This window comes from Paraburkholderia sp. BL27I4N3 (genome assembly GCF_003386115.1).
Taxonomy (GTDB): Bacteria; Pseudomonadota; Gammaproteobacteria; order Burkholderiales; family Burkholderiaceae; genus Paraburkholderia.
This window is the reverse complement of the sequence record NZ_QREJ01000001.1, coordinates 223,714-249,402: the sequence shown is the minus strand read 5'-3', so window position 1 is coordinate 249,402 and position 25,689 is coordinate 223,714. Positions and strand designations below refer to the sequence as shown.

Sequence of the window (25,689 nt, the reverse complement as noted above, 5' to 3'; positions counted from 1 at the left end):
ATCGACTATAAGGCAGCCGCTTATCCCGCGGCTTCCCGCATAACTATATTTCGGATACCCAACGATGTCTCCTTACATTGCTGAATTCATCGGCACAGCACTCGTGGTGCTGCTCGGCGACGGCGCCGTCGCCAACGTGCTGCTCGCGCGCACCAAAGGCAAAGGCGCGGACCTGATCGTGATCGTCATGGGCTGGGCGATGGCCGTGTTCATCGCCGTCTACGTCACTGCGTCGTTCAGCGGCGCTCACCTGAATCCCGTCGTGACCATCAGCCTCGCGCTGGCCGGCAAATTCGCCTGGGCCAAAGTGCCCGGCTATATCGCGGCGCAAATGCTCGGCGGCATGGCGGGCGCGCTGCTCGTATGGATGGCGTATCGCCAGCACTTCGCCAAAGAAGCCGACGCCGACGTGAAGCTCGGCGTGTTCTGCACCTCGCCCGCGATTCGCAGCGTGCCGCACAACCTGCTCACCGAAATGATCGCCACATTCGTGCTGATCCTGGGCGTGCTGTATCTGGCTTCGCCGCAAGTCGGTCTCGGTGCGCTCGACGCACTGCCGGTCGGTCTGCTGGTTCTCGGCATCGGCATCTCGCTCGGCGGCCCGACCGGTTACGCGATGAGTCCCGCTCGCGATCTGTCGCCGCGTTTGATGCACGCGCTGCTGCCGATTCCGGGCAAGCGCGACAGCGACTGGCACTATGCGTGGATTCCGGTTTGCGGTCCGTTGCTGGGTGGCGCGGCGGCGGCGTGTCTGTATCTGTATCTGCACGTGCATTGATCCGCGCGGCGTAGGTGGGGCTCACTAGGCGTATGTCACGGTGCGCCTGAGCAAAGACGTCACGGAAAGCAGCGGCGCCGCTCAGGCGCCGCCAAAGCACGTATCATGACGCTTTCACTTACCGCGCATGCGCTTGCAATTGCCTTGCCCATGCGCTTCGCTTTCCGTTTCTAGGCATGATCGACCACCTCATTTGTGACTGCGACGGCGTCCTCGTCGACAGCGAAATCATCGCTGACCGCGTGATGCTCGAAACGCTGACCGCCACGTTCCCCGGCCTCGACTTCGAACCCATCGTCAAGACGGCCTTTGGTCAGCAAACGTCGCGCTTTCTCGAAGGCATCGAGAAGTCGTTCGATATCACGCTGCCCGTGAATTTTTTCGACACCATCGAACACAACGTCGAGCTCGAACTCGCGGCTTCGCTGAGCCCGATCAACGGTGTGCGCGACGCGTTGCAACGCGTCACGTTGCCGGCCGCCGTCGTGTCGAACAGCCGGATGGCGCGCGTGAATGCGTCGGTGCGGCGCGCGGGTTTGCAGCAGATTTTCGGCGAACGCATTTTCAGCGCGGAACAGGTGGCGCGGCCGAAGCCCTATCCCGATGTGTATCTGTTCGCCGCGAAAACGCTGGGCGTGGAACCGTCGCGATGTGTGGTGGTGGAAGACAGCGTGGCGGGTTTGAACGCCGCGCGCGCGGCGGGCATGAAGACGATCGCTTTCGTCGGCGCGAGCCATATTCCCGATGGCTACGCGGACGCGCTGCGCAAAATGGGCATGACGCGGATCATGCAGCATATGGACGAGTTGCCCGCGCTGGTCGAAGCCGGCGTACGCGGCGAGTTCGGCGACGTGCAGTCGTAGCAGTGGCGGCTAACGGACAAGCCGGCTGCAATGCCGGCGTTCATGGCGAATTCGCCGGCGTGCAACCGTAACCGTTACGCGGCGATAGGAAAAGCCGGCAATTCAAGCTTGCCGGCTTTTTTGCATCTACGCGGTAGCGAATGCGCGCGTCACCTCACGCGCGCACAGGAGTCACACCTCGTCAGCCACGCACTCGCGCGCCTGCGCCAGCGCCTGACGAAACTCCACCAGCTCGGCGATGGTCAGCATCGGCAGATTGTGTTGCGCGGCGAAGCGCTCCACATCGGCGCCGCGCGTCATCGTGCCGTCCGGGTTCATCAGTTCGCACAGCACGCCGGCCGGCTTCAGGCCCGCCAGAATCGCGAGATCGACCGTGCCTTCGGTGTGGCCGCGACGCGCCAGCACGCCGCCGGGTTGCGCACGCAGCGGGAACACGTGACCAGGACGCACGATATCGGCGGGCTTCGCCGTGTCGGCGATCGCGGCACGAATCGTCGTCACGCGATCGAGCGCGGAGACGCCGGTAGTCACGCCGTCGCGTGCTTCGATCGAGACCGTGAACGCGGTGCCGTGACGGCTTTCGTTGTTGACGGACATGGGCGGCAGTTCGAGCGCGCGGATCTTCTCGTCGGGCAAACACAGGCAGACGATGCCGCTGCATTCGCGGATCAGCAACGCCATGGTTTCGACGGACAGACGCTCGGCGGACACGATCAGATCGGCTTCGTTCTCACGGTCGTGATCGTCTTGCAGAACGACGGCGCGGCCATCGCGCATGGCTTGCAAGGCGGCGGCGATACTCGGCGGAACGGCTTCGGTGGCGAGCAGCGGGAGGTCGAGGAATGCGCTATCCGCAATCGTCGACGGGGCAGGGAAAGTAGCAAAGGTCATGATTGAAACGCTCATCGCAAAAGTTGGGCGAGAAACGTTTCAGGGCATTGCAAACAGACAAAGACGCGCCGTTGAACGCCGCGCGAAGCGACGCTCGCGCACCGCCTCGACCTGCAAGCGGCGCCACGGAAACGAACATGACTATCTGCACATCTTCTTCCATCCGGACTCTAACCGTCGGCTCTGGCTTCTCACCAGATCTGCTGACCCCACTTCAGTCTTTCCTGTTCGGAAGACCGGACTACGTGGGCGCTCGCGGGCTCACCGGCTCACGCTTTCGCGTTGCCGGCATACCGCCGGTGGGGAATTTCGCCCCGCCCTGAAGACGCACTGATTGCCGGATCGACCGGCTGGCAAAGCATACAGCAGTCGCGCCGCACCTGCAGCGCAACCCTGCTCGTCAGACGGAGATCTCCGACTCGGAGCACATCCGTCTGTCACGATACGGATGATCAAACCGGCGCGGCCTCGCGCGCCGGCTCGTGGTGCGCTTGAACGTCCCAGCGCGGCGGCGTCTCCGCTTTCAACGTCACGCGAAACGCGCGCGCTTCCGTGTCGCCAGGATTGCGCAGGCTATGCGGCTGGTCGGCGTCGAACACGATCGCGTCGCCCGTGGCCAGCAACTGGCGTTGATCGTGGACGCTGACCTCCAGCGTGCCTTCGCTCACCACCAGATTCACCGTGGTGCCAGGCGCGCGCCGCGTACCGGCTTCGGTGTGCAGCGGCGCGATACGCAATTCGTGAAACTCCGCGGCGGTCGGCTCGGCGTCGGGATAAAGCGGCCGGGCCGAATAGCGTCCGTTCGAACTGACGACACGCGACGAACGCTCCGCCGGCAAATGCTCGAAGCCGTTGGTCGCGTGACGGCGCAAGAAAGCCGCCACCGACACCTTCAACGCCGCCGCCACCTTGCACAGCACCTTGATGGACGGCACGCTGCGCGCCGACTCGATCTGCGCGAGCATGGCGCGAGAGACGCCGGACGCGCGAGCCAAAGCGTCGAGCGACAGTTGCCGCTCGGCGCGCAAACGGGCGAGATTCACGCCGACCAGATGTTCAAGTGCATCGAAGGGTTCAGCGGCACGCGGCGACGTATCGGTGTCAGCCGTGGGATCACGAACCAGCGCAAGCGGGGAATGCATGATTGCCTCCAGGAGCGCCGCCGGACGGCGGGCAAACGGTTAGTGGAAGCAAGATAGCATCGTGCCGCGCCACCCCCAACGAAGTTATCTTCACACTGTTATCAGCATTGCGGAGGACGTTTTCCGCAATGCTTGTGCGAATTATTCATAAGGGCGCAGGCGCGGGCGGTTCACGGCCTCGTGCGTTCTCACGCCCGCTGCGCCACCGTCGTCGCCGGCGCATCCGTGCGCGCCGCGAACCACGTCAACAGCAACGCCGCCACGCTGACCGCTGCCGCCACCCACGGCAAGGTATCGAGCGAATGGCCGTGATTGATCACCAGACCGCCGAGCCACGCGCCGCCCGCATTGCCGACGTTGAACGCACCGATATTCAGCGTCGAGGCCAGATTCGGCGCCGCGGCCGCTTTCTCGACTACGCGCATCTGCAACGGCGGCACCGTGGCGAACGCGGCAATGCCCCATACGAAGATCGTGATCGCCGCGGCCACCTGCGAATGGCTGGTGCGCGCGAAGATCGCCATCACCACCGCGAGCGCCACCAGAATGCCCATCAGCGACGGCATCAGCGCACGGTCCGCCAGCTTGCCGCCGATCGTATTGCCGATAGTCAGACCCACGCCGAACAACACCAGGATCAGCGTGACGCCGCGCGGCGAGAAGCCGCTCACCTGCTCGAGAATCGGCGCGATATAGGTGAACACGACGAACACGCCGCCGAAGCCGAGCACCGTCATCGCGAGCGCGGTCCAGACTTGCGGATCCTTCAACACGCGCACTTCGTGACCGAGGCCGACCGGACCTGCGTCATGACGATTCGGCACCAGCGCCGTGACGCCCGCGAGCGACAGCACGCCGAACGCGCTGACAATCCAGAACGCCGCGCGCCAGCCGAACTCCTGGCCGACGAACGTGCCGAACGGCACGCCGAGCACGTTCGCGAGCGTCAGTCCGGTGAACATGAGCGCAATCGCGCTGGCGCGCTTTTCGGCCGGCACGAGCGAAGCCGCCACCACCGCGCCGATCCCGAAGAACGAACCGTGCGCGAACGAGGTCACCACGCGCGCTATCATCAGCACGGAATAGCTGGACGCGACCGCGCACAGCGTATTGCCGACGATAAACACGCCCATCAGCAACTGCAACGCCAGCTTGCGCGGCATCTTGCTGGTCACTACCGCGAGCAGCGGCGCGCCGACCGCGACGCCGAGCGCGTAGCCGCTCACCAGCAATCCCGCCGACGGAATCGACACCGTCAGATCGTGCGCGACCTCGGGCAGCAAGCCCATGATCACGAACTCTGTCGTGCCGATTGCGAATGCGCTGATCGCCAGCGCGAGTAATGGAATGGGCATTTTTCTTCTCCAGGTTCTAAATTTGAGCGTGATGCAGCGCGGTCACGAATTCGACGACGACGCCCGGCGCGAGCGCCACGAACAGTTGCGCCTGTGCCTCTTGCGGTCCCATCTGCGGCACGCGCGCGGTTTGAAAGTCGACGCCGTGTGCGTGTAGGCGGCCGAGCAGCGCCTGCCATTCGGCGGCGCTCTCCAGCCGGAAGGCGATGTGGTCGATGCGCGGCGTCGTCCTGCCACCCGCGGCGGGCGCTGTCGCGTCGATCAGGTGAATCAGCGGCCGGCCGTTCGCGTACAGCCAGTAGCCATCAATCGAAAACGGCGGCCGGGCGCCTTGGGTCAGCCCGGCGACGTCGACGAAAAAACGTCGGGCCGTGTCGAGGTCGGCAGTGACGATGGTCGCGTGATCGAGTTGCATGGCGTGGCGGCCCCAGGGTTTTCCATGAGCGCATTGTCGGGGCTGCGTGTCAATTTGATAATTGGCGTAGCATTTGAAGCATTTTCAAATCTCATTTGAAAGATTCGTCATGGACAACCTCGGTGACATCCGCCTGTTCGTCGAAGCGGCGCAGCAGGGCAGCCTGTCGGCCGCGGGCCGCAAGCTGGGACTGACGCCGGCCGCCGCCAGCGCGCGCCTTGCCAAGCTCGAAGCCGGCCTCAAAGCGCGCCTGTTCGAGCGCACCACCCGTCAACTCAGGCTCACTGACGAAGGCCGCCTCTACCTGAACTGCTGCCGTCAGGCGCTGCAATCGCTCGACGACGCCGAAGCGGCCCTGCAAGCCGGCCAAGGTGTCGTGCGCGGCAAGGTGCGGGTGTCGGCGACCTCGGACTTCGGCCGCAATCTGCTGATGCACTGGCTCGACGAATTCAACGCGTTGTATCCGGAAGTGACCTTCGCGCTCACGCTGTCGGACTCGCTGGCGAATCTGGTGCAGGAGGACATCGATCTGGCGATCCGCTTCGGCGTGCCCCAGGACAGTTCGCTGGTCGCCCGCAAGCTGGCGCCGAACCGGCGCGTGCTGTGCGCGTCGCCGGACTACATCGCGCGCAAGGGCGAACCGAAAGATCCGCACGATCTGGCCAATTTCGACTGCATCGTGTTGGCCACCGCCGCTGGGCTGGCGAACGAGTGGCGCTTCACGCGCGGCGACGAGGTACAGCACTACACCGTGCCGTTCGAAACCGCCCGCGAAACCAACGACGGCGCGGTCGCCCGCGAATGGGCGCTGCGCGGTTATGGCATCGCGATCAAGTCGATGTGGGACGTGGAAGCCGACCTGCGCGCCGACGGCCTGAAGATCCTGCTGCCCGAATGGCGTTATCCAGATGCGCCGCTGCACGCGCTCTACCATCGCAACCGCTTCATGGCGCCGCGCGTGCGCGTGTTGCTGGATTTTCTGAGCGAGCGTTTCGCGCAGGTGTCGGACGAACTGGAAGGCCTGCTGGGCTTGCCGCCGGAGCTTGCATACGGCGAGGCGGCCGGGGAAACCGCATCGCGCGAAGGGCTATAATAATGAGCTACGCTGCAAACGTGCCCCGAAAGCTGCCCACGGCGGCCCATGACGGCAAATAAGCGCCGCCCCGCGGCCCGCTCGCACGTTTCGCCCTCTTCACCTTTTTAAACGACGCCCCCAGGTTAACCACTGCGACCGGCGAAATTCAATGACCAAGAAAGTTTATGTAAAGACCTTTGGCTGCCAGATGAACGAGTACGACTCCGACAAGATGGTCGACGTACTCGGCGCGGCTGAAGGCCTCGTCAAGACCGACACGCCGGAAGACGCGGACGTCATTCTGTTCAACACGTGCTCGGTGCGCGAAAAGGCGCAGGAAAAAGTGTTCTCCGACCTCGGCCGCGTGCGCGAGTTGAAGGAAGCGAATCCGAATCTGATCATCGGTGTGGGCGGCTGCGTGGCGAGCCAGGAAGGCGCGGCAATCGTGTCGCGCGCGCCATACGTCGATCTGGTGTTCGGCCCGCAAACACTGCACCGTCTGCCGCAAATGATCGACAAGCGCCGCGAAAGCGGCCGCGCGCAAGTGGACATCTCGTTCCCGGAAATCGAAAAGTTCGATCACCTGCCGCCGGCGCGCGTCGACGGCCCGAGCGCGTTCGTGTCGATCATGGAAGGTTGCAGCAAGTACTGCAGCTATTGCGTCGTGCCGTACACGCGCGGCGAAGAAGTGTCGCGTCCGCTGGACGACGTGCTGACCGAAATCGCAGGCCTCGCCGATCAGGGCGTGCGCGAAGTCACGCTGCTCGGCCAGAACGTGAACGCTTACCGCGCCGGTCTCACACTCGGTTCGGCAGAAATCGCCGACTTCGCCCAGTTGATCGAATACGTCGCGGATATTCCGGGCATCGAACGGATTCGCTATACCACGTCGCATCCGAAGGAATTCACGCAGCGCCTGATCGACACCTACGCGAAAGTGCCGAAGCTCGTCAGCCACCTGCATTTGCCGGTGCAGCACGGCTCGGACCGCATCCTGATGGCCATGAAGCGCGGCTATACGGTGCTCGAATACAAGTCCGTGATCCGCAAGCTGCGCGCGATCCGCCCCGACCTGTCGCTCTCCACGGACATGATCGTCGGCTTCCCCGGCGAGACGGAAGAAGACTTCGACAAGATGATGGCGCTCGTGCACGAAATGAAGTACGACACCAGCTTCTCGTTCATCTACAGTCCGCGTCCCGGCACGCCGGCCGCGAATCTGCACGACGACACGCCGCGCGAAGTGAAGCTCAGGCGTCTGCAACATTTGCAGGCCACCATCGAGGAAAACGTGCAGCGCATCAGCGATTCGATGGTCGGCAAGATCGAGCGCATACTGGTCGAGCGCCCGGCCCGCAAGGATCCGAACGAACTCGCCGGCCGCACCGAGAACAACCGCGTGGTGAATTTCCCGGCGCCGGTCGCGTCGCACGCCAGGCTGATCGGCCAGATGGTCGACGTGAAAATCGTCAAAGCGTACCCACATTCGCTACGTGGCGAGCTCGTGCTAGTTCATGATGACGCTCCGGCCACGACCCACTAAGCGACGCAAAACCACGACGCCAACCCGCGTATCGAAACCGACAGGATCGACCCACCGCCTTGAAGACCACTCAGCAGCATCTGGAATTCACCGCACCGCGCGAAGACAACGCGCGGCTCGCCAACCTCTGCGGCCCGCTCGACGAGAATCTGCGCCAGATCGAGCAGGCGCTCGACGTAACGCTGCAACGCCGTGGCCACCGCATCACGATTCGCGGGCGCGGCGCGAAACTCGCGCTCACCGCGCTCGAAAAGTTCTACGACAACTCGCAGAAGCCACTGTCGGTAGACGATATCCAGCTCGCGCTCGTTGAAGTGCGTCAGCCGGCACGACGTCGCACGAACGGCAACGGCCACGGCACGGAAGCGCTGGACCCGCGTTTCCCCGGCAATCCGGATCATCCGTTCGACGAGCCCGCCGACGCCGGCGACGACGATATCGAAGAACTCGGCCCGAAGCTGTACACACGGCGCGCCGACCTGCGCGGCCGTACGCCGGCGCAGCGCGAGTATCTGAAGCAGATCATCTCGCACGACGTGACCTTCGGCATCGGCCCGGCCGGCACCGGCAAGACCTATCTCGCGGTGGCTTGCGCGGTGGACGCGCTCGAACGCGATCAGGTCAAACGCATCGTGCTGACGCGTCCGGCTGTCGAAGCGGGCGAGCGTCTCGGCTTCCTGCCGGGCGATCTGGCGCAAAAGGTCGATCCGTATCTGCGTCCTTTGTACGACGCGCTGTACGATCTGCTCGGCTTCGACAAGACCGCCAAGATGTTCGAGCGGCAAATGATCGAAATCGCGCCGCTCGCCTACATGCGCGGCCGCACGCTGAACCACGCGTTCATCATCCTCGACGAGGCGCAGAACACCACGCCCGAACAGATGAAGATGTTCCTCACGCGGATCGGCTTCGGCTCGAAAGCGGTGGTCACCGGCGACACGACTCAGGTCGACTTGCCGCGCGGCCACAAGAGCGGGCTGATCGAAGCGCAGCAGGTGCTGGCCGATGTGCGCGGCATCGCGCTGACACGCTTTACCAGCGCGGACGTGGTGCGGCATCCGCTGGTCGCGCGAATTGTGGAGGCGTACGATGCGCATTCGCAGAAAACCGCCAGTCCGGCGGATTCGCGCTAAGCGCCCGCAGCTATAAAGAACGCAACGAAAGCATTAAAACGACACCGCATGAGCCGCGCCCCGAAACTGACGTTGAATCTGCAATTCCCCGCCGCCAAGACCTGGCCGCAACACAAGGCGCTGCTGCCGCGCGCCACCGTGGCCGGCTGGATCAAGGCGGCGCTCTTCGCGGACGGCGAACTGACGGTGCGTTTCGTCGATGCCGAAGAAGGCCGCACGCTGAACCGCACCTATCGCGGCAAGGATTACTCGACCAACGTGCTGACCTTCGCCTACGCCGAATCGGAAGACGATCCCGTGACGGGCGACCTGATCCTGTGCTGTCCGGTGGTCGAGAAAGAAGCCGCCGAACAGGGCAAGCCGCTCATTGCGCACTACGCGCATCTGCTCGTGCACGGCACGCTCCACGCCCAGGGCTACGACCACGAAGTCGAGGAAGAAGCCGAGGAAATGGAAGCCATCGAAACGGAAATCCTCGGCAAGCTCGGCTTTCCCGATCCGTACCGGTAGGCGTCGATCACCCGCGCGTCGTCAACGTCCAAAATCTGTTCAAAACCATCGTGAGCCTCTCTTCTCCTGAAGCCGACACCCGAACACCGTGCCCGGACTATCCGCCGGCGCTCGGCGAATCGCGGCTTCTGACGGACGAGGAGTTGCGCGCGTCGCTCGACTGCACGTTGCGCGACTGGGACCGCAAAAGCGACCTTTGGCTCTTCGGCTACGGGTCGCTGATCTGGAATCCCGGCCTTCCTACCGTCGAAGCCACCCGCTCCAAAGTCCACGGCTATCACCGCGGGCTCTATCTATGGTCGCGCGTGAATCGCGGCACGCCCGAACAGCCCGGACTCGTGCTGGCGCTCGATCGCGGCGGCTCGTGCACCGGCATCGCATTCCGGCTCGCGGCCGAAGGCTCGTTGCCGCATCTCGAAGCGCTCTGGCGTCGCGAAATGGCGATGGGCTCGTATCGGCCGGCGTGGCTGCCGTGCGTGCTCGCCGACGGCCGGCGCGTCTACGCACTCGCCTTCGTCATGCGCCGCGACGTGCCGAGCTACACCGGCAAGCTGCGCGACGAAATTGTCAAAACCGTGTTCGGCTGCGCGAGCGGGCGCTACGGCACCACGCTCGACTACGTCAGCCGGACGGTCCATGCACTGCGTGAGAGCGGCATGCCCGACCGCGCGCTCGAAGCGCTGCTCGAACGGTGCCGCGAGGAAAGCCGCGAAGCGAACGTGAAAGCGGGCCAGAAAGCAGACCAGAAATAACCGCGGCGAGCGGCGCTTTTTTTCCCGAAAACGCTTTTCCGCGCGTAATCAGTTAGGATTGACCCACGCCCGTCCTCACGGCGGAGCCGCTTCACCCCAGCTTCACTCATCGCCCAGCCGGGCGGGACACGGTCCTGCCATGTGCCTGGTGTATCCTTAATGCTCTGCAACAGCGCGCCCAGTCTTGCCGGGCGCACTACCATGAACGACACGTATCCCAGTCGACGCGAACTCGACAAACCGCAGGAAAAGCGCTCACTCCTCGAGCGTCTGACCGACTTCATCTCGCCCGAGCCCGACTCGCGCGCCGAACTTCTGGAAATTCTGCAGGATGCGCACGAGCGCAACCTGATCGACGCCGACTCGCTGTCGATGATTGAAGGCGTATTCCAGGTGTCCGAACTCAGCGCGCGCGACATCATGGTGCCGCGGGCGCAAATGGACGCGATCAATATCGCGGAGAATCCCGCCGAATTCATCCCCTACGTGCTGGAAAAAGCGCACTCGCGCTATCCGGTCTACGAGGGCAATCGCGACAACATCATCGGTGTGCTGCTCGCCAAAGACCTGCTGCGCTATTACGCCGAAGAAGAGTTCGACGTGCGCGGCATGCTGCGCCCCGCCGTGTTCATCCCCGAATCGAAGCGCCTGAACGTGCTGCTGCACGACTTCCGTGTGAATCGCAATCACCTCGCGGTGGTGGTCGACGAATACGGCGGCGTGGCCGGCCTGATCACGATCGAAGACGTGCTGGAACAGATCGTCGGCGATATTGAAGACGAATACGATTTCGACGAGGAAAGCGGCAATATCATCGCCTCGCCGGACGGACGTTTCCGCGTGCGCGCGCTGACCGAAATCGAACAGTTCAACGAGGCCTTCGGCACGCACTATTCGGACGATGAAGTCGACACGATCGGCGGGCTCGTCACGCATCACTTCGGACGGGTGCCGCATCGTGGCGAAAAAGTCCGCCTCGACGATCTGATCTTCGAGATTCTGCGCGGCGATGCCCGCCAGATTCACATGCTGCTGGTGCGCCGCGATCCGCTCGCGGGCCAGCGCGAGCGCGAAGCGCAGCACGTGCAGACCTGATCCCACTTTTCGCTGGGTCTTGTTCCCGCCTCTCCAACTCCTCACGCCGACCGCGCAACAATGGCCGACCCGATGACTTCCCGTTCGCGCCGCAGCGTGAGCGCTTCTGCCGCCCAGCAAACCCTTGGCCGCACGCTGCCGCGCTGGCATTACCTGGTCGCGCTGGCCGCGGGCGCGGCCAATACGCTCTCGTTCGCGCCGACGCCGCACGGCGGCTGGCTCGAACTCGCGATCTTCGCGTTCTTCTTCGCCTGGCTCACACGCAGCACCGGCTGGAAAAGCGCGGCGCTGACGGGCGGCGCATTCGGCTTCGGTAATTTTGTGACCGGCGTGTGGTGGCTCTACGTCAGCATGCATTTTTACGGCGGCATGGCGGCGCCGCTCGCCGGCGCGGCCGTCGTGGTGTTCTCGCTGTATCTGGCGATATATCCGGCGTTGGCGGCGGGCGTCTGGTCGTTCTGCGCCGGACACGCGCGCAACGGCGCGGCCGCCGACGACACGCCCTTCTCGCCGACCTGGCACGGTGCGCTAGCGTTCGCGAGCGCGTGGGCGATCGGCGAATGGTTGCGCGGCACGGTGTTCACAGGCTTTCCGTGGCTGGCGAGCGGTTACGCTCAGGTGGACGGTCCGTTTGCCGGCTTTGCGCCGGTGGCAGGTGTGTACGGTGTCGGCTGGATGCTGGCGCTGGTGGCCGCGCTAATCGTGCAGGCTTTGCTCGCGTTCCTCTCCTCGCGCAAGCAAAGCCGGGCCGGCAACACCGGCAATAACGGCGCGCAAGCGGGCGTGGCGCGCGTCGCCGTGCCGGGCGCGATCGCACTGGCGCTAATCGCCGCCGGCCTGCTGCTGCCGCTCGTGCAATGGACGGTGCCGGCCAACGCGCCACTGACCGTGCGTCTGCTGCAGGGCAATGTCAAACAGGAAATGAAGTTCGAGGAATCCGGCATGCGCGCCGCGATCGATCAGTTTCAACAGATGATCACCTCGAAACCGGCCGATCTGATCGTCACGCCGGAAACCGCCATCCCGGTGCTCGCGCAGCAGTTGCCGGCGCCGTTCGCCTCGGCGGTGCGCAACTTCTCGGACGCGACCGGCAGCGCGATTCTGTTCGGCGCGATCGGCGGCACGATCACGCCGGAAGGCCAGGTAATCGACTATACGAACAGCCTGTTCGGCGTCACGCCCGGCACGCGCGACGTGTATCGCTATGACAAGCACCATCTCGTGCCGTTCGGCGAATTCGTGCCGTGGGGCTTCCGCTGGTTCGTCAATCTGATGAGCATTCCGCTCGGCGATTTCTTCCGTGGCGCGCCGGTGCAGAAGCCGTTCATGGTGCACAACCAGCCGGTCGCCGTGGACATCTGCTACGAAGACATTTTCGGCGAGGAGATTGCGCGGACCATCCGCGAAAGCGCTACGCCCGCCGGCGTGCTGGTCAACTCGACCAACCTCGCCTGGTTCGGCGACACGATCGCGCTCGATCAGCATCTGCAAATCGCGCGCATGCGCTCGCTGGAAACCGGCCGCCCGATGCTGCGCGCGACCAACACCGGCATGACCGCCGCGATCGACGCAAATGGCAAGGTGATCGGACGCCTGACGCCTTACACGATCGGCTCGCTCGATATCACCGTGCAAGGAACTACGGGCAGCACGCCTTACATCACGAGTGGCAATAACACCGTGCTGGCAGTTTCGTTGCTGCTGTTGGCGTTCGGCTTTGCGTTCGGGCCGGGCATTACGCGGCGGCGCAACGGCAAGCACTAAGCCGCGCGATCAAGCGCATCGATCCCGCGCGCCGCCTGTATAAAAGCGGCGCGCGCGAATCGAGACACTGGGAAACACCGCCATAAAAAACGCGCGCCGCGGAATACCGCGGGCGCGCATTTTAGCCCGAATCAAATTTACTGGTTCGAAGCAATGCGCTGCTGAATATGCTGCGCACGCGCCGGCGAAGCCGGATGCGAACTCAACATGCTCGATTTACCGCCATCCAATGCGGCGAGCTTGTTGAATGCCGTCACCAATCCGGACGGATCGAGATTCTTCTTTTTCTGCAAGTCGAACGAATAATCGTCCGCGGCGCTTTCCTGCGTTTGCGAGAATTGCGCGTTAATCAGCTTCTCCGAAAAATCGCCGAGTTGCGAACCGGACAGCGCCCCCGCCACCCCCAATGCTCTCAACTTAAGCCTCGAAGGGCTTGTATACAGGGCGTTAGCCCTGTAAACTTCATCGCATAACTCACTGATAAATCAACGATATGAACTCAAATACCAGCGTCCTCAAGGCTTCTGGCTGAGTTCTCCGAATTCCTGTTCGATCCGGCGCTCGCCGATCGCGTGCGTCGTTCTCCCACCGCCTTTACCCGCAATCGCACACTGACCTTGCCGCGCATGGCCGCGCTGATGATGTCGGGCATGTGCGCCAGTGTGCAGGCCGAACTTGACGCGCTATTCGGCGCACTGGGAAGCCGCGGCGGGCGCACCCGCGCTGTGAGCGCACAGGCCTTCAGCAAGGCGCGACGGGGCGTGTCTGCCGAACTGTTCGAGCTGGCCCGCGCCCGCCTGATCTCGCTGGCCCAACCCCATATCGATTCGATGCGCTGGCACGGCCTGAGGCTGGTCGCCGCTGATGGCAGCCGCCTGCGTGTGGGCACGCGTCGCGGCCATGAACTGCGCGCCGATCACTACGCGTTTGCGCTATTCCTGCCGGGTTCCGAACTGACCCTGCACGCTGCACTTCATCCCGCCGACGGCGGCGAGCGGCAGATGCTGTTCGAAGCCCTCGATGTGCTGCAACCGCATACCGACCTGCTGCTGCTCGATCGCGGCTATATCGGTAACGCGATGGTGGCGGCGCTCGCACAGCGCGAAATCCCGTTCTGCATGCGCGTCGATGCGCGTAACTGGAAATGCGTCAGCGCCTTTGCCCGCAGCGGTAAAGCCGAGCGTGTGGTGACACTGGACGCGCCCGGCGAACTGGATGCCCGCGACTATGAACTGGCGCGTACGCCCACCACTGTTCGCCTGATCCGCGACGTCACGCCGGGCGGTCGCGTGCGGATGCTGATGACCTCGCTGCTCGATGGCGGGCGTTATCCGGCGGCATCGTTCGGCGCGCTCTATCATCAGCGCTGGCGGGTCGAGGAAGCGTTCAAACGACTCAAGCACCGGCTGCGACTGGAAGCCGTCACAGGCCTCGATTACCTGGCGTTACAGCAGGACTTCGGCGCAAAAATCCTCGCCGACAACCTGTTCACCCTGCTCAGCGATCTCGATGCGCCGCACGACGACAGACATGCCAGCCGTCCTAACCGGGTGTATGCACTGGGCGCACTCAAGCCCATCCTCGGCGCGTGTCTTCTGCGCATCCAGCGCTGCCTGGACGGCCTCGCCGGTGTGCTGGAACTGATCCGCCAGACCCGATGCCGGATACAGCCGTCACGCTCCTATCCAAGACCACCCCGAAAAGCCAAGCCCCACTTCCATCTCGCGTACAAACTTGCTTGATGCAGCGGAGCTTAAGTTGAGAGCATTGCCGCCACCCCGCCCGCCGACGACGCCACCGAGCGTGCCGCGGAAGTCGCATACGCGACCTGCATCGCTTTTCTCGTGTGGCCGAGCGCAACGTGGCCCATTTCGTGGCCCACCACGCCGCGCACTTCGTTGTCGTTCATCATGTCCATCAGACCGCTGTAGACGCGCACGCAGCCGTTGGCCATGGCCCACGCGTTGACGTCTTTGGTCATATACACCTTGTAGTTCACCGGCGTGCCGTTGATGTTGTCGCCCAGTTGCGCGGCAATCTTGTTCAGCCGCTTCTGGTAATTGCTGTTCGCGGCGGCAATCTTGTTTTCGCTGTCGAGTTGCGCGCACGACTTGTCGGTCAGGGCTCGCACGTCGGCGTCGCTCAGCGTGGCAGCCTGAGTGGCCATCTGGCCGGACTTGATCAGCGCGGACGGATCGACGTTGCCGACATTCGAGCACGCTGCAAATAAAGCGCAGGCGGAAACGGTAATGGCAAAGCGGTACGATTTCATGGTGGAAGTCTCTCTACGATGTTATTCGCTTCTGCGGCGCGCTTTTAATGCACCGCCTGTTCGCAACAGGTTTCATATCGGCAGGAAAAGAAGCCGTTATGTAAATTGCATAAACCCGCATGGACGCATTTACAGCCCGCCAAAGACAAAAAAAATGCGCCTGACGGGCAGGCGCATTTTTACCACAAACGTAAGCTTTAATTCATGACTCTGGAAGCCTAATGACACTATTTTGCAAACTTCCCGATACGGCGAGCCATGTTATTCAAGACTGCATCGCCTCGCATCCATTTGGCTCACTATTCAGTCGGAAGGCGCCGTATCAATGAACGACTGACGCAGCGAGAGCTTCTGGAAATGTTTGTCCAGGTTCGGATACGGTTCGCGCCAGTTCAATTCCGGCATACGGAAATCTAGATAACCCAATGCGCAACCCAGCGCGATATCGGCGAGCGTGTAGTGATTGGCCGCGCACCACGTCTTGCTGCCCAATCCTTGCGCCATCGCGACCAGGGCTTCGTCGATCTTGCGCTGCTGGCGCGCGACCCACGCATCCACGCGCTGCTCCGGAGCGCGCTGCGTGCCTTCGAGGCGAATCAGCACCGCCGCGTCCAGCACGCCGTCGGCGAGCGCTTCCCAGCAGCGAACCTCGACACGCTCACGTCCCGACTGGGGAATCAGCTTGCCGACCGGCGAAAGCGTATCCACGTATTCACAGATCACGCGCGAGTCGAACACTGCTTCGCCATCTTCCATCACGAGGCACGGCACCTTGCCGAGCGGATTGAACGTGTGAATGCGGGTGTCCGGCGCCCAGACATTCTCGGGCACCAGTTCGTAGTCGATCTTCTTGTCGGCCAGCACGATCCGCGCTTTACGCACGAACGGACTGGCGAGCGAACCGATGAGTTTCATCATTACCATCTGCCTTTTTCTGAATCCGGCGAAAGTATAAGTGCTCGGCGGCGTTCACGAGCGTTCAGAAGCGTCACGCCGGCGCTTCGTGAGCCGCACGGGGACTTGCTGTGGACGGATTGCAACAGCGCCGCCGGCGCGTTGGCCGCCGCTTCCATGAGTATCCCGCGCAAAATAACTCCGCGCATGGGCGCTACAATCGCACGATGAACCAGCCGACCGAACTCACCATCGCCATCGACGTCTACCGCACGCGCCGTGAACGCGTACTCGCCGCGCTGCGGGCAGCGGGCGGCGGCGTCGCCATCGTCCCGACCGCGCCGGAAGCACTACGCAACCGGGACGCCGATTATCCGTATCGGCACGACAGCTACTTCTATTACCTGACCGGTTTCACCGAGCCCGAGGCGCTGCTGGTGCTCGACGCCAGCGCCGCGCCCGGCGCACCGGCGTCGGTGCTGTTCTGCCGCGAGAAAAACGTCGAGCGCGAAACGTGGGAAGGTTTCCGCTTCGGCCCTGACGGCGCGCGCGCCGCCTTCGGTTTCGACGCGGCGTTCGCCATCGGCGAAATCGATACGCAACTGCCGCGACTGCTCGCCGACAAGCCGTCGCTGCACTACGCGCTCGGCGCTTCGGCGCAACTGGACGAGCGGGTGCGTGGCTGGCTCGACGCGGTGCGCGCGCAAAGCCGCGGCGGTGTCGCCGCGCCGGCGGCCGCGTGCGATCTCATCCCGTTGCTCGACGAGATGCGGATTATCAAGGACGATCACGAACTCGCCATCATGCGCCGGGCCGGGCAGATTTCCGCCCAGGCGCATCGTCGCGCCATGGCGGTGTGCCATCCGGGCGTGCGCGAGTACGAACTCGAAGCCGAGCTGCTCTATACGTTCCGCAAGTTCGGCGCGCAGGCGCCGGCCTACACGTCGATCGTCGCGGCCGGCGCGAACGCCTGCGTGCTGCACTACCCGGCCGGCAACGCGATTGCCCAGGACGGCGACCTGATCCTGATCGACGCGGCCTGCGAACTCGACGGCTACGCGTCCGACATCACCCGCACCTTCCCCGCGAGCGGCCGCTTCACGCCGGCGCAGCGCGAGCTGTACGACATCGTGCTGGCCGCGCAGCATGCCGCGATCGACGCCACTCGCGCCGGCGCCACCTTCGACGACCCGCACCAGGCCGCCGTGCGCGTGCTGTCGCAGGGTCTGCTCGACACCGGCATTATCGAGCGCGCGAAATTCGCCTCGGTCGACGACGTAATCGCGGAGCGCGCCTACGCGCCCTTCTACATGCACCGCACCGGCCACTGGCTCGGCATGGACGTGCACGATGTCGGCGACTACCGCGAACGGGGCGCGCCACGCGACGAAGCGGGCGCGCTGCCGTGGCGCACGCTGCAGGCGTCGATGACGCTGACCATCGAGCCCGGCCTGTATATCCGGCCGGCCGAAGGCGTGCCCGAGCGCTACTGGAACATCGGCATCCGTATCGAGGACGACGCCATCGTCACGCCGACCGGCTGCGAACTGATGACACGCGAGGTGCCGGTCGCCGCCGACGAAATCGAGGCGCTGATGCAGGAAGCCCGCGCGGCATATGAATCAAGGAAGTAACTCGCAATGAACGACGTTTCCCAGTCGACGGTGATCCTGGAGCCTGCCAAGGCCGGCCAGCCCTTCGATTTCGACGTGACGATCGTCGGCGCCGGTCCGGTCGGGCTGGCGCTGGCCGGCTGGCTGGCGCGGCGCAGCGCGACGCGGGCGTTGAAGATCGCGCTGGTGGACGCGCGCGAACCGGAAGATTCGATCGCCGATCCGCGCGCAATCGCCGTGTCGCACGGCAGCCGGATGATCTTGGAGCCGCTGCGCTGGCCCGCCGACGCCACCGCGATCCAGCGCATCCACGTGTCGCAGCGCGGGCACTTTGGCCGCACGCTGATCGATCACGGCGAGCACGGCTTGCCGGCGCTTGGCTACGTGCTTCGCTACGGCTCGATCGTGCACGGTCTCGCCGAGGCGGTCCACGCGACCCCGGTGCATTGGTTCCGCTCCACTTCGGCTGCGGCGCCGACGCAGGAATTCGACGGCGTCACGCTGCCGATCGAAACCGCGGGCGTCACGCGTCAATTGCGCACGCGCATTCTGGTGAATGCCGAAGGCGGCCTGTTCGGCGATCAGAAGTCCGCTAAACGCGCGGCAAAACGCGCCGACAGGGACGCGCGCATGAGTGCGGACGAAGAAGTCGGCCACGACGGCGGCGAAGGTGGCGGCTACGATGACAGAACCGGCAGCCGAGCCGCGGATAGCGCGGCGAAAACCGCTGATCAGCACAGCGGCCGGGACGGCGACGCCGCGCGCCGCGCCGGCCGAGGCGCCGTCGAACCCGGCTCGCGCGATTATGGGCAAACCGCGCTGGTCGGCACGGTGACTGTTTCCGCGCCGCAACCGCACGTGGCGTGGGAGCGCTTCACGTCGCAAGGGCCGATCGCATTGCTGCCGATGGGCGGCGTGCGCGGCGCCGACTACGCGCTGGTCTGGTGCTGCGCGCCCGATGAAGCCGCGCGCCGTGCGCAACTCTCCGACGAAGACTTCCTGCGCGAACTCGGCACCGCGTTCGGCGACCGCATGGGCCGTTTCACGCACATCAAGGGACGCGCGTCGTTCCCGTTGGGACTGAACGCGGTGGAAACGCTGGTGAACGGCCACATCGTCGCGATCGGCAACGCGGCGCAGACGCTGCATCCGGTCGCGGGCCAAGGTCTGAATCTGGGTCTGCGCGACGCGCACGCGCTCGCCGACGCCTTGTCGGCGGAAGGTCCGACCCCGCTCGCGCTGGCCACCTTCGCGCAACGCCGCGCGCTCGACCGGCGCCTGACGATCGGCGCAACGGACACGCTCGCTCGTCTCTTTACCATCGACTTCGCGCCCCTCGCCGTCATGCGCGGCCTCGCTCTTACCGCGCTCGAATTCCTGCCGCCGGTAAAAACCGCGCTGGCACGGCAAATGATGTTCGGACAGCGCCGCTAGGCGCGCCGCGCGCTCACGCCCCGCGGCCTTTTTGCTCGTCGCGCAAGGGTCGGCGCGGGCAGCGCCGGTTCTATGAATCGGCGCACTTTCATAGAAGATTTAATGGGTTACGACAGTCACATGTCGGGTGCCGGGTATCCGTTAACGCTAAAATAGCGGTTTTCTCTCGCATTTCGCGAACGCTCCGATTGACAGAAAATTGAGCAATCGGCTGCGCCCGCGTCCACCGCGTCTCACGTTATGCCCACTCTCGGCTCCCACAATCTGCGTAATAACCTGTTCGTCGCGCCTATGGCCGGCGTGACCGACCGGCCGTTCCGGCAACTGTGCAAACGGCTGGGCGCGGGCTATGCGGTGTCGGAAATGGTCGCCTCGAACGCGCAGTTGTGGAAAAGCGAGAAGACCATGCGCCGCGCCAACCACGCGGGCGAGGTCGAGCCGATCGCCGTGCAGATCGCCGGCGCCGATCCGGCCATGATGGCCGAAGCGGCCCGCTACAACGTGGCGAACGGCGCGCAGATCATCGACATCAACATGGGCTGCCCGGCCAAGAAAGTGTGCAACGTGGCGGCAGGTTCGGCCCTGTTGCAGAACGAGCCGCTGGTCCAGCGCATCGTCGAGGCCGTGGTCGGCGCCGTGGGCGTCGGGCCCGACGCGGTGCCCGTCACGCTGAAGATCCGCACGGGCTGGGATCGCGAGAACAAGAACGCGTTGAACGTCGCACGTCTGGCCGAAGCCGCCGGCATTTCCATGCTGACCGTGCACGGGCGCACGCGCGCCGACCTGTACCACGGCGACGCCGAATACGAGACCATCGCCGCGGTGAAAGCGGCGGTGCGCATTCCGGTGGTCGCCAACGGCGACATTACCTCGCCGCACAAGGCGCGCGAGGTGCTCGCCGCCACCGGCGCGGACGCCATCATGATCGGCCGCGCGGCGCAGGGGCGCCCATGGCTGTTCCGCGAGATCGAGTACTTCCTGCAAACGGGTGAGTTGCTGCCGCCGCCGCGCATCGACGAAATCCAGCAGGTGATGAACGAGCATCTGGAAGACCACTACGCGTTCTACGGGGAATTTACCGGTGTCCGCACTGCGCGTAAGCACATCGGCTGGTACACTCGCGGCCTTTCTGGCGCCAACGTGTTCCGGCATCGCATGAATACGCTGGACACCACGCGCGAACAACTCCTCGCCGTCAACGAATTCTTCGACGCCCAAAAGGCGATCTCAGACCGTCTTGTCTACGTCGACGAGACGCTCAACGAAAACGGCGAGCCGGACCAAACCGACCGACTAGCAGCATGAGCAAGAACAATATCGAACAATCTGTCCGCGACAGCCTGGGAATGTATTTCCAGGACCTCGACGGCTCCAATCCGCACGACGTCTACGACATGGTCATTTCCTGCGTAGAAAAACCCCTGCTCGAAGTGGTGCTCGAGCAGGCCGGCGGCAATCAATCGCTGGCCGCCGAGTATCTCGGCATCAACCGCAATACGCTGCGCAAGAAACTGCAACAGCACGGGTTGTTGTAGTTCGTTGTAGTTTCAGGCGCCCTGCCACGTTTCCCTTCGGCTTTTCGTCTTCATCATGATCAAGCAAGCGCTCATCTCCGTTTCCGACAAGTCCGGCATTGTCGACTTCGCCAAGTCGCTGTCGGACCTCGGCGTCAAGATCCTGTCGACCGGCGGCACCGCGAAACTACTCGCGGACGCGGGTCTCTCCGTCACCGAAGTCGCCGATTACACCGGCTTCCCGGAAATGCTGGACGGGCGCGTGAAAACGCTGCATCCGAAGGTGCACGGCGGCATTCTCGCGCGCCGCGATCTGCCGGAACACATGGCTGCGCTTGAAAAGCACGACATTCCGACCATCGACCTGCTGGTCGTGAATCTGTACCCGTTCGTGCAGACCGTGTCGAAAGAAGAATGCTCGCTGGAAGACGCGATCGAGAACATCGACATTGGCGGCCCGACCATGCTGCGATCGGCCGCGAAGAACCATCGCGACGTGACGGTGGTGGTCGATCCGGCCGACTACGCGGTCGTGCTCGACGAAATGCGCGCGAACCGCAATGCCGTGTCGTACAAGACGAACTTCCGCCTTGCCACCAAGGTATTCGCGCACACCGCGCAATACGACGGCGCGATCACGAACTATCTGACGAGCCTGACCGACGAGTTGCAACACTCGTCGCGCAACACGTATCCGGCGACGTTCAACCTCGCGTTCGAGAAGGTGCAGGATCTGCGCTACGGCGAAAACCCGCATCAGAGCGCGGCGTTCTACCGCGACCTGTCGGTGCCGGCCGGCGCGCTGGCGAACTACAACCAGTTGCAAGGCAAGGAACTGTCGTACAACAACATTGCGGATTCCGACGCAGCGTGGGAATGCGTGAAGACTTTCGACGTGCCGGCCTGCGTGATCGTCAAGCACGCAAATCCGTGCGGCGTGGCGCTCGGTGCGAATGCGCACGACGCATACGCCAAGGCGCTGCAGACCGATCCGACCTCGGCGTTCGGCGGCATCATCGCCTTTAACCGCGAAGTGGACGAAGCCGCGGCGCAAGCCGTGGCCAAGCAGTTCGTCGAAGTGCTGATCGCGCCGTCGTTCAGCGCCGAAGCGCGCCAGGTGTTCGCGGCCAAGCAGAATGTGCGTCTGCTGGAAATCGCGCTGGGCGAAGGCCATAACGCGTTCGATCTGAAGCGCGTGGGCGGCGGCCTGCTGGTGCAATCGCTCGACTCGAAGAACGTGCAGCCGCACGAATTGCGCGTGGTCACGAAGCGTCATCCGACGCCGAAGGAAATGGACGATCTGCTGTTCGCGTGGCGCGTGGCGAAGTTCGTGAAGTCGAACGCCATCGTGTTCTGCGGCAACGGCATGACGCTCGGCGTCGGCGCCGGCCAGATGAGCCGCGTGGACTCCGCGCGCATCGCCAGCATCAAGGCGCAGAACGCCGGTTTGACGCTCGCCGGTTCGGCGGTGGCGTCGGATGCGTTCTTCCCGTTCCGCGACGGCCTCGACGTGGTGGTGGCGGCAGGCGCGACCTGCGTGATTCAGCCGGGCGGCTCGATGCGCGATGATGAAGTGGTTAGCGCGGCGGATGAACACAATATCGCGATGGTGTTGACTGGCGTGCGACATTTCCGGCATTGATTTGGGGGTTGGCAGTGGCGCCGGGTTCTTGTTGAAACCGGGTTGCTGGTGAAGGTTGAGGTTTAGGGAAACGGCCTGGTGGAATTATTCGCCGGGCCGTTTTTTTGGCGCGGACTTGGTGCGGACTTCGGTTCGGCGCTTGTGCCGTGTGTGCCGTGTGTGCCGTGTGTGCCGTGTGTGCCGCTTGTTCTGCTTGTTCCGCTCGCTTCGATCCGTGCTTCCGCCAAGCGTCGTTCAGTCGTCCGGTTCCTTTCTCGCATAGCCGCCACTCACATCAGCATGTCGGCTGATATAAGTGCTGAGCCCCTGCCCGCGTTGCGCGAAACGTTTAAGCGCGGCAACGTGCCGTGCGCCGACGCTCGCCTCGGTGTACCAATACACCACCCCGTGCCTGAAGCGGACCGCGACGAAATCGTCGCCAATTTCATACGCCTCGACGCCCGAGTCGCCGCTGAGATTCCGATAGCGCTCCATGTGCGAATGCCTCCTTGCAGCCCACCCAGCAGTTTTTATTCCGCCGACATCGCCGCGCGCCGACCGCCACGTGGCGCGGGTGTTGTAGTATCGCAAGCACCTGGTTTTTACCGCATTGCGGCATCTCATGAGAATTCTCGGCATCGACCCCGGCCTGCGCGTGACCGGCTTCGGCGTGATCGACCAAAGCGGCCACAAGCTCAGCTATGTCGCAAGCGGCGTCATCAAAACCGCCGACGCCGATTTGCCGTCGCGTCTGGGCACTATCTTCGAAGGCATCTCCACATTGATCCGCCAGCATTCGCCGGATCAGTCGGCGATTGAAAAAGTGTTCGTCAACGTCAATCCGCAATCCACCTTGCTGCTCGGCCAGGCGCGCGGTGCGGCGATCTGCGGACTGGTCGCGGGCGGCGTGCCGGTCGCCGAATACACGGCCCTGCAATTGAAGCAGGCCGTGGTGGGCTACGGCCGCGCAACCAAGGAGCAGATGCAACAGATGGTGGTGCGCCTGCTCAATCTCTCCGGCGTACCCGGCACCGACGCCGCCGACGCGCTCGGCATGGCAATCTGCCACGCACACGGCGGCACGACGCTAAGCACGTTGGGCGGCATTGCGCCTTCGCTGGCGAAGAAGGGGCTGCGGGTGAGGCGCGGACGTTTGGTGGGGTAATTTACGCGTAACTCGCTGTCCACTCGACGCTCACGCGCTGCGCTACACTCGCCCTTTCTCTCGAGATTGAATTCGCCATGATCGGTCGCATTGCCGGCGTACTGCTGGAAAAAAACCCGCCGCATCTGCTCATCGACTGCAACGGCGTCGGTTACGAAGTCGATGTGCCCATGAGCACGTTCTACAACCTGCCCTCCACCGGCGAGCGCGTCGTGTTGCTCACGCAGATGATCGTCCGCGAAGATGCGCATCTGCTGTACGGCTTCGGCACCGCCGAGGAACGCTCGACGTTCCGCGAACTGCTGAAAATCTCCGGCATCGGCGCGCGCATGGCGTTGGCGGTGCTGTCGGGCATGAGCGTGCATGAACTCGCGCAGACCGTCACGATGCAGGACGCGGCGCGTCTGACGCGCGTGCCGGGCATCGGCAAGAAAACGGCGGAACGCTTGCTCCTCGAACTGAAGGGCAAGATCGGCGCAGACCTGGGCGCGATGGCGGGCGCGGCGTCGGCATCCGACCACGCCTCCGATATCCTGAACGCACTGCTCGCATTGGGTTACTCCGAAAAAGAAGCGTTGGCCGCCGTCAAAAACGTGCCGGCCGGCACCGGCGTTTCCGAGGGCATCAAGCTCGCGTTGAAGGCGCTGTCCAAGGGCTGAAGCTCAGCCTTCGCTTCGACATGCGAGCGACAGCTGAAGCTTCGCACACGCCTGCACGCCGCGCACCCTGGCCATTCGGCCGAGTTTCGCGGCAGGCGGCTCGCGGTACAATGAACGCATGATCGAAACCGACAAACTCGCCGCCGAGCGCATCATCGCGGCCACGCCCGTCTCGCCGAACGAAGAAGCGTTCGAGCGCGCGTTGCGTCCGCGCCAGCTCGAAGAATATGTCGGGCAGGAAAAAGTGCGCGGCCAGCTGGAAATCTTTATCGAGGCCGCCAAGCGCCGCTCCGAATCGCTCGACCATGTCCTGCTGTTCGGGCCGCCGGGCCTCGGCAAGACCACGCTCGCGCACATCATCGCGCGGGAAATGGGCGTGAATTTGCGGCAAACGTCCGGACCGGTGCTCGAGCGCGCCGGCGACCTCGCCGCGCTGCTCACCAATCTCGAAGCCAACGACGTTTTGTTCATCGACGAAATCCACCGGCTCTCGCCGGTCGTCGAAGAAATTCTCTATCCGGCGTTGGAGGATTATCAGATCGACATCATGATCGGCGAAGGGCCGGCCGCGCGCAGCGTGAAGCTGGACCTGCAACCGTTCACGCTGGTCGGCGCGACCACGCGCGCGGGCATGCTGACCAACCCGCTGCGCGACCGCTTCGGCATCGTGGCGCGGCTCGAGTTTTATAACGCCGAGGAATTGGCGCGCATCGTCACGCGTTCGGCGTCGCTGCTTCATGCACAGATCCATCCTGACGGCGCGTTCGAGATCGCCAAGCGCGCGCGCGGCACGCCACGGATCGCGAACCGCTTGCTGCGCCGTGTTCGCGACTTCGCCGAAGTGAAGGCCGACGGCAACATCACCGCGCAAGTGGCCGACGCCGCACTCAAGATGCTCGACGTGGATGCAGTCGGCTTCGACCTGATGGACCGTAAGCTGCTCGAAGCAATTCTGCACAAGTTCGACGGCGGCCCGGTCGGCGTCGACAATCTGGCGGCGGCAATCGGCGAAGAGCGCGACACGATTGAAGACGTGCTCGAGCCGTATCTGATCCAGCAAGGCTTCCTGCAACGCACGCCGCGCGGCCGCGTGGCCACGCTGCTCACGTACCGGCATTTCGGCCTCGCCGCGCCGGATTCATCGAGCGGCCTGCCGGGTCTATGGGATTCGGCCGCGACCTGAGCGGCACACGTCACGCCC

Annotated in this window: 24 protein-coding genes, 2 pseudogenes and 1 riboswitch; of the genes and pseudogenes, 18 read left to right on the top strand and 8 right to left on the bottom strand. The window is 64.0% G+C overall.

What is annotated here, in order from left to right; all coding sequences use genetic code 11:
• Positions 1 to 64: 64 nt before the first annotated feature.
• Together B0G71_RS01140 and B0G71_RS01135 are read left to right on the top strand one after the other, a co-directional pair.
• Positions 65 to 778: an MIP/aquaporin family protein gene (locus tag B0G71_RS01140; protein ID WP_116118251.1), complete on the top strand. Its 714-nt coding sequence runs from the start codon at positions 65 to 67 to the stop codon at positions 776 to 778.
• A gap of 176 nt (positions 779 to 954) precedes the next feature.
• Entirely contained in the window at positions 955 to 1,641 is a 687-nt protein-coding gene (locus B0G71_RS01135) for an HAD family hydrolase (RefSeq protein WP_116139195.1), read from the top strand.
• A gap of 171 nt (positions 1,642 to 1,812) precedes the next feature.
• Here the strand turns inward: B0G71_RS01135 and ribB are convergent, their stop codons facing one another.
• From ribB to B0G71_RS01115, 4 genes are all read right to left on the bottom strand, one after another.
• Positions 1,813 to 2,532: a 3,4-dihydroxy-2-butanone-4-phosphate synthase gene (gene ribB / locus B0G71_RS01130; protein WP_116148253.1), complete on the bottom strand. Its 720-nt coding sequence runs from the start codon at positions 2,530 to 2,532 to the stop codon at positions 1,813 to 1,815.
• A gap of 147 nt (positions 2,533 to 2,679) precedes the next feature.
• Positions 2,680 to 2,863, bottom strand: a riboswitch (FMN riboswitch).
• 121 nt (positions 2,864 to 2,984) lie between these two features.
• Positions 2,985 to 3,674, bottom strand: coding sequence for a helix-turn-helix domain-containing protein (locus B0G71_RS01125; protein ID WP_116139193.1), 690 nt, complete (start codon positions 3,672 to 3,674; stop codon positions 2,985 to 2,987).
• 188 nt (positions 3,675 to 3,862) lie between these two features.
• Entirely contained in the window at positions 3,863 to 5,029 is a 1,167-nt protein-coding gene (locus B0G71_RS01120) for an MFS transporter (protein WP_116139191.1), read from the bottom strand.
• Between the two features lie 16 nt (positions 5,030 to 5,045).
• The gene (locus B0G71_RS01115) at positions 5,046 to 5,444 is read right to left on the bottom strand and encodes a VOC family protein (RefSeq protein ID WP_116139189.1); all 399 of its coding nucleotides are present in this window, start codon (positions 5,442 to 5,444) and stop codon (positions 5,046 to 5,048) included.
• Positions 5,445 to 5,553: 109 nt separating this feature from the next.
• On the opposite strand from B0G71_RS01115, the gene B0G71_RS01110 reads away from it, so the two are divergent.
• The 7 genes from B0G71_RS01110 (at position 5,554) to lnt (ending at position 13,316) form a co-directional block, all read left to right on the top strand.
• Complete coding sequence (locus B0G71_RS01110) at positions 5,554 to 6,537, top strand: LysR family transcriptional regulator (protein WP_116139188.1); 984 nt, start codon at positions 5,554 to 5,556, stop codon at positions 6,535 to 6,537.
• 151 nt (positions 6,538 to 6,688) lie between these two features.
• On the top strand, positions 6,689 to 8,062 hold the full coding sequence (gene miaB, locus B0G71_RS01105) for a tRNA (N6-isopentenyl adenosine(37)-C2)-methylthiotransferase MiaB (RefSeq protein ID WP_116139186.1): 1,374 nt from the start codon (positions 6,689 to 6,691) through the stop codon (positions 8,060 to 8,062).
• 59 nt (positions 8,063 to 8,121) lie between these two features.
• Complete coding sequence (locus tag B0G71_RS01100) at positions 8,122 to 9,195, top strand: PhoH family protein (RefSeq protein WP_106284036.1); 1,074 nt, start codon at positions 8,122 to 8,124, stop codon at positions 9,193 to 9,195.
• Between the two features lie 48 nt (positions 9,196 to 9,243).
• The gene (gene ybeY / locus B0G71_RS01095; RefSeq protein ID WP_116139184.1) at positions 9,244 to 9,705 is read left to right on the top strand and encodes an rRNA maturation RNase YbeY; all 462 of its coding nucleotides are present in this window, start codon (positions 9,244 to 9,246) and stop codon (positions 9,703 to 9,705) included.
• A gap of 50 nt (positions 9,706 to 9,755) precedes the next feature.
• Positions 9,756 to 10,457 (top strand): gamma-glutamylcyclotransferase, encoded by a 702-nt coding sequence (locus tag B0G71_RS01090; RefSeq protein ID WP_116139182.1) that lies wholly within the window; start codon positions 9,756 to 9,758, stop codon positions 10,455 to 10,457.
• Positions 10,458 to 10,658: 201 nt separating this feature from the next.
• Positions 10,659 to 11,552 carry an HlyC/CorC family transporter gene (locus B0G71_RS01085; protein ID WP_116118260.1) on the top strand — a complete coding sequence of 298 codons (894 nt, stop codon included), beginning with the start codon at positions 10,659 to 10,661 and terminating at the stop codon, positions 11,550 to 11,552.
• A gap of 60 nt (positions 11,553 to 11,612) precedes the next feature.
• Positions 11,613 to 13,316, top strand: a complete 1,704-nt coding sequence (gene lnt / locus B0G71_RS01080; RefSeq protein WP_116139180.1) for an apolipoprotein N-acyltransferase — start codon at positions 11,613 to 11,615, stop codon at positions 13,314 to 13,316.
• 137 nt (positions 13,317 to 13,453) lie between these two features.
• Here the strand turns inward: lnt and B0G71_RS01075 are convergent.
• Positions 13,454 to 13,720, bottom strand: a pseudogene (locus tag B0G71_RS01075) (M48 family metalloprotease); the annotation flags it as partial.
• A 99-nt stretch (positions 13,721 to 13,819) separates the two neighbouring features.
• Between B0G71_RS01075 and B0G71_RS01070 the strand changes: the two are divergent.
• Positions 13,820 to 15,058 carry an IS4 family transposase gene (locus tag B0G71_RS01070; protein WP_309546281.1) on the top strand — a complete coding sequence of 413 codons (1,239 nt, stop codon included), beginning with the start codon at positions 13,820 to 13,822 and terminating at the stop codon, positions 15,056 to 15,058.
• A gap of 14 nt (positions 15,059 to 15,072) precedes the next feature.
• Here the strand turns inward: B0G71_RS01070 and B0G71_RS01065 are convergent.
• Positions 15,073 to 15,588 (bottom strand): annotated as a pseudogene (locus B0G71_RS01065) (M48 family metalloprotease); the annotation flags it as partial.
• 303 nt (positions 15,589 to 15,891) lie between these two features.
• Positions 15,892 to 16,506, bottom strand: a complete 615-nt coding sequence (locus B0G71_RS01060) for a glutathione S-transferase C-terminal domain-containing protein (protein ID WP_181196645.1) — start codon at positions 16,504 to 16,506, stop codon at positions 15,892 to 15,894.
• Positions 16,507 to 16,709: 203 nt separating this feature from the next.
• On the opposite strand from B0G71_RS01060, the gene B0G71_RS01055 reads away from it, so the two are divergent.
• From B0G71_RS01055 to purH, 5 genes are all read left to right on the top strand, one after another.
• Positions 16,710 to 18,116, top strand: a complete 1,407-nt coding sequence (locus B0G71_RS01055; RefSeq protein WP_116148251.1) for an aminopeptidase P N-terminal domain-containing protein — start codon at positions 16,710 to 16,712, stop codon at positions 18,114 to 18,116.
• Between the two features lie 6 nt (positions 18,117 to 18,122).
• Positions 18,123 to 19,529: a UbiH/UbiF/VisC/COQ6 family ubiquinone biosynthesis hydroxylase gene (locus B0G71_RS01050; protein WP_116139176.1), complete on the top strand. Its 1,407-nt coding sequence runs from the start codon at positions 18,123 to 18,125 to the stop codon at positions 19,527 to 19,529.
• A 240-nt stretch (positions 19,530 to 19,769) separates the two neighbouring features.
• A complete protein-coding gene (gene dusB, locus B0G71_RS01045) occupies positions 19,770 to 20,834 on the top strand; it encodes a tRNA dihydrouridine synthase DusB (protein ID WP_116139174.1) in 1,065 nt (354 codons plus the stop codon).
• Positions 20,831 to 21,064, top strand: a complete 234-nt coding sequence (locus tag B0G71_RS01040) for a Fis family transcriptional regulator (RefSeq protein ID WP_007180440.1) — start codon at positions 20,831 to 20,833, stop codon at positions 21,062 to 21,064. The genes dusB and B0G71_RS01040 overlap by 4 nt, the downstream gene beginning before the upstream one ends.
• Positions 21,065 to 21,119: 55 nt before the next feature.
• A complete protein-coding gene (gene purH, locus B0G71_RS01035) occupies positions 21,120 to 22,685 on the top strand; it encodes a bifunctional phosphoribosylaminoimidazolecarboxamide formyltransferase/IMP cyclohydrolase (protein WP_116139172.1) in 1,566 nt (521 codons plus the stop codon).
• Between the two features lie 234 nt (positions 22,686 to 22,919).
• Here the strand turns inward: purH and B0G71_RS01030 are convergent, their stop codons facing one another.
• The gene (locus tag B0G71_RS01030; RefSeq protein WP_116139170.1) at positions 22,920 to 23,159 is read right to left on the bottom strand and encodes a hypothetical protein; all 240 of its coding nucleotides are present in this window, start codon (positions 23,157 to 23,159) and stop codon (positions 22,920 to 22,922) included.
• A 127-nt stretch (positions 23,160 to 23,286) separates the two neighbouring features.
• Between B0G71_RS01030 and ruvC the strand changes: the two genes are divergently transcribed.
• The 3 genes from ruvC to ruvB all read left to right on the top strand — a co-directional run bounded on the left by ruvC (position 23,287) and on the right by ruvB (position 25,671).
• On the top strand, positions 23,287 to 23,829 hold the full coding sequence (gene ruvC, locus B0G71_RS01025) for a crossover junction endodeoxyribonuclease RuvC (RefSeq protein WP_106284025.1): 543 nt from the start codon (positions 23,287 to 23,289) through the stop codon (positions 23,827 to 23,829).
• Between the two features lie 77 nt (positions 23,830 to 23,906).
• Positions 23,907 to 24,488 carry a Holliday junction branch migration protein RuvA gene (gene ruvA / locus B0G71_RS01020; protein WP_106284023.1) on the top strand — a complete coding sequence of 194 codons (582 nt, stop codon included), beginning with the start codon at positions 23,907 to 23,909 and terminating at the stop codon, positions 24,486 to 24,488.
• A gap of 118 nt (positions 24,489 to 24,606) precedes the next feature.
• Entirely contained in the window at positions 24,607 to 25,671 is a 1,065-nt protein-coding gene (ruvB, locus tag B0G71_RS01015; RefSeq protein ID WP_106284022.1) for a Holliday junction branch migration DNA helicase RuvB, read from the top strand.
• Positions 25,672 to 25,689: the final 18 nt, after the last annotated feature.

Bases quoted from the DNA above. Each gene is read 5' to 3' on its own strand.
- miaB (WP_116139186.1), top strand. From the start codon at position 6,689: ATGACCAAGAAAGTTTATGTAAAGACCTTTGGCTGCCAGATGAACGAG.
- ruvA (WP_106284023.1), top strand. From the start codon at position 23,907: ATGATCGGTCGCATTGCCGGCGTACTGCTGGAAAAAAACCCGCCGCAT.
- ruvC (WP_106284025.1), top strand. From the start codon at position 23,287: ATGAGAATTCTCGGCATCGACCCCGGCCTGCGCGTGACCGGCTTCGGC.
- B0G71_RS01140 (WP_116118251.1), top strand. From the start codon at position 65: ATGTCTCCTTACATTGCTGAATTCATCGGCACAGCACTCGTGGTGCTG.
- B0G71_RS01120 (WP_116139191.1), bottom strand. From the start codon at position 5,029: ATGCCCATTCCATTACTCGCGCTGGCGATCAGCGCATTCGCAATCGGC.
- ruvB (WP_106284022.1), top strand. From the start codon at position 24,607: ATGATCGAAACCGACAAACTCGCCGCCGAGCGCATCATCGCGGCCACG.
- ribB (WP_116148253.1), bottom strand. From the start codon at position 2,532: ATGACCTTTGCTACTTTCCCTGCCCCGTCGACGATTGCGGATAGCGCA.
- ybeY (WP_116139184.1), top strand. From the start codon at position 9,244: ATGAGCCGCGCCCCGAAACTGACGTTGAATCTGCAATTCCCCGCCGCC.
- B0G71_RS01115 (WP_116139189.1), bottom strand. From the start codon at position 5,444: ATGCAACTCGATCACGCGACCATCGTCACTGCCGACCTCGACACGGCC.
- lnt (WP_116139180.1), top strand. From the start codon at position 11,613: ATGGCCGACCCGATGACTTCCCGTTCGCGCCGCAGCGTGAGCGCTTCT.
- B0G71_RS01135 (WP_116139195.1), top strand. From the start codon at position 955: ATGATCGACCACCTCATTTGTGACTGCGACGGCGTCCTCGTCGACAGC.
- B0G71_RS01050 (WP_116139176.1), top strand. From the start codon at position 18,123: ATGAACGACGTTTCCCAGTCGACGGTGATCCTGGAGCCTGCCAAGGCC.
- B0G71_RS01030 (WP_116139170.1), bottom strand. From the start codon at position 23,159: ATGGAGCGCTATCGGAATCTCAGCGGCGACTCGGGCGTCGAGGCGTAT.
- B0G71_RS01085 (WP_116118260.1), top strand. From the start codon at position 10,659: ATGAACGACACGTATCCCAGTCGACGCGAACTCGACAAACCGCAGGAA.
- B0G71_RS01125 (WP_116139193.1), bottom strand. From the start codon at position 3,674: ATGCATTCCCCGCTTGCGCTGGTTCGTGATCCCACGGCTGACACCGAT.
- B0G71_RS01060 (WP_181196645.1), bottom strand. From the start codon at position 16,506: ATGATGAAACTCATCGGTTCGCTCGCCAGTCCGTTCGTGCGTAAAGCG.
- dusB (WP_116139174.1), top strand. From the start codon at position 19,770: ATGCCCACTCTCGGCTCCCACAATCTGCGTAATAACCTGTTCGTCGCG.
- B0G71_RS01040 (WP_007180440.1), top strand. From the start codon at position 20,831: ATGAGCAAGAACAATATCGAACAATCTGTCCGCGACAGCCTGGGAATG.
- B0G71_RS01110 (WP_116139188.1), top strand. From the start codon at position 5,554: ATGGACAACCTCGGTGACATCCGCCTGTTCGTCGAAGCGGCGCAGCAG.
- purH (WP_116139172.1), top strand. From the start codon at position 21,120: ATGATCAAGCAAGCGCTCATCTCCGTTTCCGACAAGTCCGGCATTGTC.
- B0G71_RS01055 (WP_116148251.1), top strand. From the start codon at position 16,710: ATGAACCAGCCGACCGAACTCACCATCGCCATCGACGTCTACCGCACG.